The sequence below is a fragment of the Paracoccus sp. (in: a-proteobacteria) genome, assembly GCF_030538695.1.
Taxonomy (GTDB): domain Bacteria; phylum Pseudomonadota; class Alphaproteobacteria; order Rhodobacterales; family Rhodobacteraceae; genus Paracoccus.
Map to the genome: position 1 here is coordinate 1 of NZ_JAUNTN010000046.1, position 6,279 is coordinate 6,279.

8 protein-coding genes and 2 pseudogenes are annotated in these 6,279 nt (G+C 61.4%); 4 read left to right on the forward strand and 6 right to left on the reverse strand.

What is annotated here, in order from left to right; translation table 11 throughout:
* The 4 genes from Q4G24_RS16245 to Q4G24_RS16260 all read left to right on the forward strand — a co-directional run.
* The coding region (locus tag Q4G24_RS16245) for a hypothetical protein (RefSeq protein ID WP_303367586.1) at positions 1 to 388 on the forward strand (388 nt) is incomplete at its 5' end.
* Between the two features lie 133 nt (positions 389 to 521).
* A complete protein-coding gene (locus Q4G24_RS16250; protein ID WP_303367587.1) occupies positions 522 to 941 on the forward strand; it encodes a hypothetical protein in 420 nt (139 codons plus the stop codon).
* Positions 942 to 1,115: 174 nt separating this feature from the next.
* Positions 1,116 to 1,655: a hypothetical protein gene (locus tag Q4G24_RS16255; protein ID WP_303367588.1), complete on the forward strand. Its 540-nt coding sequence runs from the start codon at positions 1,116 to 1,118 to the stop codon at positions 1,653 to 1,655.
* Between the two features lie 151 nt (positions 1,656 to 1,806).
* Entirely contained in the window at positions 1,807 to 2,088 is a 282-nt protein-coding gene (locus tag Q4G24_RS16260; protein ID WP_303367589.1) for a PAAR domain-containing protein, read from the forward strand.
* 363 nt (positions 2,089 to 2,451) lie between these two features.
* Here the strand turns inward: Q4G24_RS16260 and Q4G24_RS16265 are convergent, their stop codons facing one another.
* The 6 genes and pseudogenes from Q4G24_RS16265 to Q4G24_RS16290 all read right to left on the reverse strand — a co-directional run bounded on the left by Q4G24_RS16265 (position 2,452) and on the right by Q4G24_RS16290 (position 6,054).
* The gene (locus Q4G24_RS16265) at positions 2,452 to 2,706 is read right to left on the reverse strand and encodes a hypothetical protein (protein ID WP_303367590.1); all 255 of its coding nucleotides are present in this window, start codon (positions 2,704 to 2,706) and stop codon (positions 2,452 to 2,454) included.
* Positions 2,703 to 3,274, reverse strand: a pseudogene (locus tag Q4G24_RS16270) (YcbK family protein). Before Q4G24_RS16270 ends, Q4G24_RS16265 begins: the two are co-directional and overlap by 4 nt.
* Positions 3,275 to 3,346: 72 nt before the next feature.
* Positions 3,347 to 3,655, reverse strand: coding sequence for a hypothetical protein (locus Q4G24_RS16275; protein ID WP_303367592.1), 309 nt, complete (start codon positions 3,653 to 3,655; stop codon positions 3,347 to 3,349).
* A 17-nt stretch (positions 3,656 to 3,672) separates the two neighbouring features.
* Positions 3,673 to 3,948: a hypothetical protein gene (locus Q4G24_RS16280; protein WP_303367593.1), complete on the reverse strand. Its 276-nt coding sequence runs from the start codon at positions 3,946 to 3,948 to the stop codon at positions 3,673 to 3,675.
* On the reverse strand, positions 3,945 to 4,862 hold the full coding sequence (locus Q4G24_RS16285) for a hypothetical protein (protein WP_303367594.1): 918 nt from the start codon (positions 4,860 to 4,862) through the stop codon (positions 3,945 to 3,947). The genes Q4G24_RS16280 and Q4G24_RS16285 overlap by 4 nt, the downstream gene beginning before the upstream one ends.
* Before the next feature lie 3 nt (positions 4,863 to 4,865).
* Positions 4,866 to 6,054, reverse strand: a pseudogene (locus Q4G24_RS16290) (IS3 family transposase).
* Between the last annotated feature and the right edge of the window lie 225 nt (positions 6,055 to 6,279).

Genomic DNA, 6,279 nt, shown 5'->3' on the forward strand with positions numbered 1-6,279 from the left:
GGTGCTGTTCCGTCATGCGGATGCAAATGTGCTGGCGCAGGTTGTGCCGGCGATGAATCCTGCTCAACTGGCGCGCCTGATTGGCCCAGGGCGTCGAATTCTCGGCGCTCCGGAAAATGGCTGGGCAGACGGTATGCTCACCTTGAACCGGGATGAAGTATGGCCGGCCCCGTACTCCGGCCCAATGCGCCTCGATCACGAAACCATGAAGAGAATTGAATCCGTTCGCTTCAGATGGCTTGCAATCCGAACCACGGCCTATCTGCGCCGTTATGCGAATGACGCCACTGCAAACGTACCAAACGACAAACTTCAGGTGTGGGTAAAACGCTGGCTACAATCGGCGGCAGGCTTCGGTGTCACCGAGGAGGCCGCCTTTCGAAAATGATGTTACTTGCAAGCAGTTACAGGTGGCCGGATGGAGAAAGCCCCCGATCTTTATCGTTTCATGGCAGACTCACCGAACGAGAAGATGTCATTTCTTATGCGGGAAACTGTCAAGGCGCTGAGGGCCGGATAACATGGCGGTGATTGCAACAGCTCCTATCGTTGAGTGGATCATAGCCGGTCTTTTTGGCTATGGTGCGCATAAAGCACTGCCAGGCACCGAGGAGCGCGAGGAGGACCTGCGGAATTTAGGGCGTGCCGTAGTCGGCAACCATGCAGCGTCTCAGATGGAAGATGCCGACGATGGTGCGGAGCAAGGCGCGGTTTCCGGTAGCATAGCGGATTCTTGCACAACATGCGATCCGCCACCAGAATGCCGAAACATCATCGATAACATGCGCGGGAAAAACCGAAAGCTTAAGGCCGAATTGGAAAAATATGATCCAATCAGCGATGCCAACGGTGGGCATGTGTATAGACTCCCGACAGGGGAAATAAAGGTTGCCAGGCCTGGGGGCATTATCAAGAAATTCGGGACCTTCAAAGGGGCCTGAAGGGTGACATGGAGCGCTATAACCAGAGGCGCTGCTATAATACCCCCGGCGATAGCGATAAGATAACCGTCAGAGCCGCGCAGCGCGGGGTTAACCAAAATATCCGCGTGCCACCAGGGCATCAGTTCATCCCTCTTTAAGCGAGATAAAATGCGAATATACAGTGATCGCGACTTGGACAAGCTTTCGAAATGGGCTGAAAACCCATCTGCGAATGATGAGGAGGCCAGCCAATGGGCGAAAGATGCGTTAACTTCGGGATGTGATGGCGATGGTGTTCCCTTGCTGTTTTCCATTCCGCTGTCTACAAGCTTGGTGAACCTGCTTCAAGACAACGATGTTGATTTGACCGCGCGAGACCGCTCGGGGAAAGTAATATTATTTGATGATACGTATTTTGGTGAGGGTGTTTTCAGTGTTCTGGCTGATTATTTTGAAGCTAAGGGTCTTATAGACGCGGCTGATTATGAGGGGTTAACGCCCCTTTCATCTTACGTAAAGCTAGGGGATTATCAAAAGTCTAGAATACTTCTTCAGCATGGCGCCACCCCGAATAGTGTCGCGAGAATATCTCGCTACGGGGGGGCTTCACTCTCTGTAGTCAAGCAGGCGATTTTGGCATTGGACAGTTCCGGCGATAACGATAACGAGCGTGTTAAAATAGAATTACTGTCGCTTCTAAAGGGGTATGGTATGGCGATAAGTGAGGCGTAGCGACAGGATCTGCTATCATGCGCGGATACGCTGGGGTACAAGGATGTTTTCAAATGGATTCGCGACAATTTTTAAATATGATAATGGCATCGGGCGCTCAGTAGGGAGTCGACCGAAACACGACTAAACATCAACGTCGGCGATTAAATTCATGTCCAAACCAATCGCACTTGTCGGCCACGCGCATACCTGCCCGATCCACGGTGGTGGGCCGGTGATGAACCCCGGTCAGGCTCTGGTGAAATTCAATGGCATTCCGCTGGCCGTCGAGGGTGGGCAATGCGGCTGTCCCGGGTTGCCTCCGCTGCCCGACCCGATGATGAAGGGCTCCAGTTTGGTGAAGATCAACGGGCGCGGGGTCATGCGGATAGGCGACAAGACAGCGCATGGCGGCAGGATCGTGATGGGTGTGCCGACGCTGAAATCCGACTGAGCATCCACCGGTTGCCATGGTGTGTGCATTCATGAGCTGGATCGGAACCGGCATCTCGGCGTCGTCACGAAAAACCGGTGATCCGTTGCCATGTGCACAATTGTGCCCATTTCCGGGCGCGACAGGTGGCGGGCGCCGTGCCATGATCGACCTGCATCGACTCCCTGCCGCTTTTTGACATCGTGAATCCCGATCCGGGCGAAGCCCTACCCGCAAGCCCGCGCCTGCTGCCGCAGCACATGGTAATCCGCCATCATCGTTGCGACGACGGAGTCCTGCGGCAGCGTCTCGATCTCAGCTGCCGCCCGCTGCTGCATGCCCGCCGGATATTCGACGACCGGCGGACAGACCGCGCTACTCGGGTCAGGACCTGCCGTCCCGCAGCTTGTCAGCAAGGTCATCGCGATTGCGGGGCCGATCTGCCCCGGCCTCCAGCATCTGTTGCAGCGCATCGTTCGTCCTTTCCATATTTTGCAGGCGTTCGGCGGTGCGGCCGACCTGTTCGCCGGCCCGCCGCAGGTTGAGGAGAAAGAGGAGGACCGCACCGATCAGCGCGATCCAGATAGCGAGGCGCCGCGTCCGGCGCGATGCCAGCAGCGCAGAAACGATGCCCCTCATCGCCGGCCTCGTTTCCAATCATTCAGCCGAGCGTAAACGGTGACGGCGATGCCGGCCAGCGCGAGGGCGATGAAGACCCAGCGGAAGGTGTCGAGCCATGGGCCTCGGCGAGGCTGTCCTGCAGCACCTCGATGCCCGCCGCACTGAGCGTCCCGACACCGGCCCGCGCCGGAAAGGGCTTGCCCCAGCGGCGGGTGGGGCCGAGATCGATATGCATGAAGCCGGAGCGCGGATAGGTGCCGAAGCCCAGAAAACCTTCAGCCCGGGCGGCGGCCTCGAAGGCGACCGGATCGTGGTTCGCCATGGCGATATCGAAGGCCGTGCCGAGCATGTGCTTCGAGGCCGGGGCGCCGCCAACAGTACGGTTATGCTCGGGACTGTGATAGGCCGAGCGGACGATCAGCGGCTTGGCGATGCGGTTGCGCAGCGCCTGCAGCCGGTCGAGGGCTTCCTCGTGGATGCGGATCGATCCAGAGCCGCGGCAGGCGATTTCGGCGGGCGAAAAGCTGGGCCAGCGCCAGCTGTCCTGCGGCACGTCGCGCCAATGGCTGTCGAAGCGAGTGGCCATATAGGGTTTCCTCCAAATGAAAAACCCGCCTCTCGGGCGGGTGGGGGGCGATGGCGGTGATGGGGGTGCCCGTCAGTCGGGCCGACCGCGTTGAAACGCGTCGAAGAGCATATCGCGCATGGCACGGATATCGGTCTCGATCCGGGCGAGGCGGTGGTCATGGCTTTTGCGATCCTCGGCGCGCTGGCGGTCGATGCGGTCGCGCTCGACGATCAGCTCGCGGTCGAGCCGTGCCAGCAGGGCCTCGTTGGTCAGGGCCTTGCGGGTGATCGCCGCGATCAGGGCGATGATGCCGCCGATCAGTGCGGTCAGGGCGGCGGTAATGCCGTGATCGCGAAAGGCCCGGGCGACCTCGCCGGTCAGGGTACTGCGGTCGTTCATGGTGGTCCTTTCGCAGGTCAGAAGTCGGTTTCGACATAGACGCCCGAGCAGTCGTAGGAGACGGCTGCGGCGGTCGTGCCGTTGTTGAGATAATTGCGCGGGCTCAGCAGCTGGGTCGGCGCCGGCAGGTCGGTCGTGATCGTCATCTCGGCAACGGCCCCCGAGACCTCCTCGACCACACGGATTCCGATCTCGCTGCCGTACGGTGCGGCCAGAATGAACAGCGTCAGCACATTCGTGGTGCTGGCGACCGGAAACCCTGGGCCGAGATCGATCAGGCTCGGGCTGCTCACGCCGTCATTATGGACAATCTGCCAGTTGGCATGTCTCGAAGCCGATCCCAAGCGCATTGGTGACGGCCGAGGTCGTCAACGTGGTCGAGAGCGCCCCGATCGAGCCGATCAGCCCGAAGAAGCCCATCCCGGTCGGCTGCAGGGTGACCAGCGAGAGCCGGTTTATAGGTGAAGCCGCCGAGGCCCTCGGCATTGCCGCGCCAGCAGACCCAGCCGGCGGAGCGCTCGTCGGCCGCAGCTCTGGTACTCGCCGCCGATGTCATGCGCCAGCGTCGCATCGAGGTCGAAAGACTGGCGGTGGTCAGCGTCGGGGTCGAGGCCGTGCCGACCGGATTGCGCGGCATGCCGTTGGTGTTGACGGTCGAGCCGGATGAGGGCGCCCAGGTGGCGATGCGATTGACCCCGAAATGCGGCTGGAGCGGGAAATGCCGCCCTGACGGGCGCTGGACATCGAGCCATCCGGTTCCGGCGCGGGCATAGAGGGCCAGTTTGCCGGGAGGCGGCGGCGCGGGCGCGGCGTCAAATGCGGGCAGCAGCACGGGCTCGGGCAGTTCGACCCGGGCCGTCGCCCGGTCGATCCGGATCGCTTCGTGAAACGCCGCGCCATCCGGGCTGACCTTGACGCTGAAATCGTCAGACCCGAGCAGCCCGAACAGCGCCCGCGCCGACCAGCTCGTCTTGAAGGCGAAGGCGGCGTCATTGGCGGGCGCGGCCTTGTTCACCGTCGCCTCGATCCCGACCCCGGCATGGTTCATCAGCACGGCCGGGGTGTTCACCGAGAGCCGGTTATAGCCGTCGGCCGTGGCCCCGCCCAAGCCCAGAAGCTGCGCCGTCAGGTTCGCCTGCGGCATGCCGGCCTCTGTCACGGCATTGGCGAAGGTGACGGTGGGCGTATTGATGATCGTGGCCCCCAAGTTTTATCCAGCGTGAGCGAGACTGCGGGCCTGAGTTTTGGCCTTTTGGGCGGTTTGGGCACCGGGGGCTGGCGCGGAGCTTTGCGGGTTGCGCAGCGTCAGGCCCCGTTGCGGGGTGAAGGTCTGGGCGAACTCGGCAGGCGTCTGCCAGCCGAGGCGGGAGTGGGGGCGTTCGGTATTGTAGTCCATGCGCCAGGCCGCGAGCGTGGCGCGGCCATGGTTCAGGGACGGGAACAGCGTCTCGTTCAAGAGTTTGTCACGCAGCCGAGCGTTGAAGCTCTCAATGAAGGCATTCTGTGTGGGCTTGCCGGGCGCGATGTCGTGCCAGTCGATCTTGCGGTCGTCGGCGAAGGTCAGGATTGCGTTCGAGGTGAACTCGGTTCCGTTGTAGCTGACCACCGTCCCAGGCTTTCCGCGGACCTTGAACAGTGTCTCCAGCTCTCGCGCCACCCTGGCGCCCCACAGGGACGTGTCGGCGATCAGGGCAAGGCATTCCCGTGTGCAGTCATCCACGACGGTCAGCACCCGGAAACGGCAGCCATCGGTCAGCTGGTCGGACACGAAGTCCAGCGACCAACGCTGGTTCGGCATCAGCGGCAGCGCCATCGGGGCTCGCGTCCCGATCGCCCGCTTGCGGCCTCCGCGGCGACGAACATGCAGGCGTTCCTCGTGATAGATGCGGAACGGGCGCTTGTGGTTCACGTCATGCCCCTCGCGGCGCAGGAAGACATGCAGCCGCCGATAGCCGAACCGGCGACGCACCCGCGCCAGTTCCTTCAGGCGCTTGCGCAGAACGGGATCGTCCCGACGGATGACCTCATAGCGCATGGTCTTCCGGCAACAGCCGATCACGCGGCACGCCCGCCGCTCGCTCATCCTGTGGTCCGCCACCAGATGCGCGACCGCTTGCCGCTTCGCGGCGGGCGTCACCACTTTTTTCCCAAGAGATCCTTCAAGGCCGCATTGTCGAGCATCGCATCCGCCAGCAACCGTTTCAGCCGCGCGTTCTCGTCCTCGAGCCCTTGAGCCGCTTGGCCTCGCTGACGTCCATGCCGCCATACCTGGCCTTCCACTTGTAGACGGTCGCATCGCTGACGCCGTGCCTGCGGTACAGTTCGGCGACGGAAACCCCTGCCTCGTGCTCTTTCAAAATACCGATGATCTGGTCTTCGGTGAACCGGCTGCGCTTCATCTCTGGTCCTTTCCGTTGGGCCAGAGTCTACCTCAAACTGGATTAGGTGGAGGGGGAAACGTCAATCATATTGGGAAAGAAGGTAGTTGCGGCACATGCTTCGTCCGGCTGGGGAAATCTTCCCAAGCCTCCAAATACTCAATGTATTGGCTCGAAAGTTGAGTAGCGTTGCTAGCGCCTGTTGACGTTCACGGCAAACGAATGACGGTTGCGGCGATGGCGATG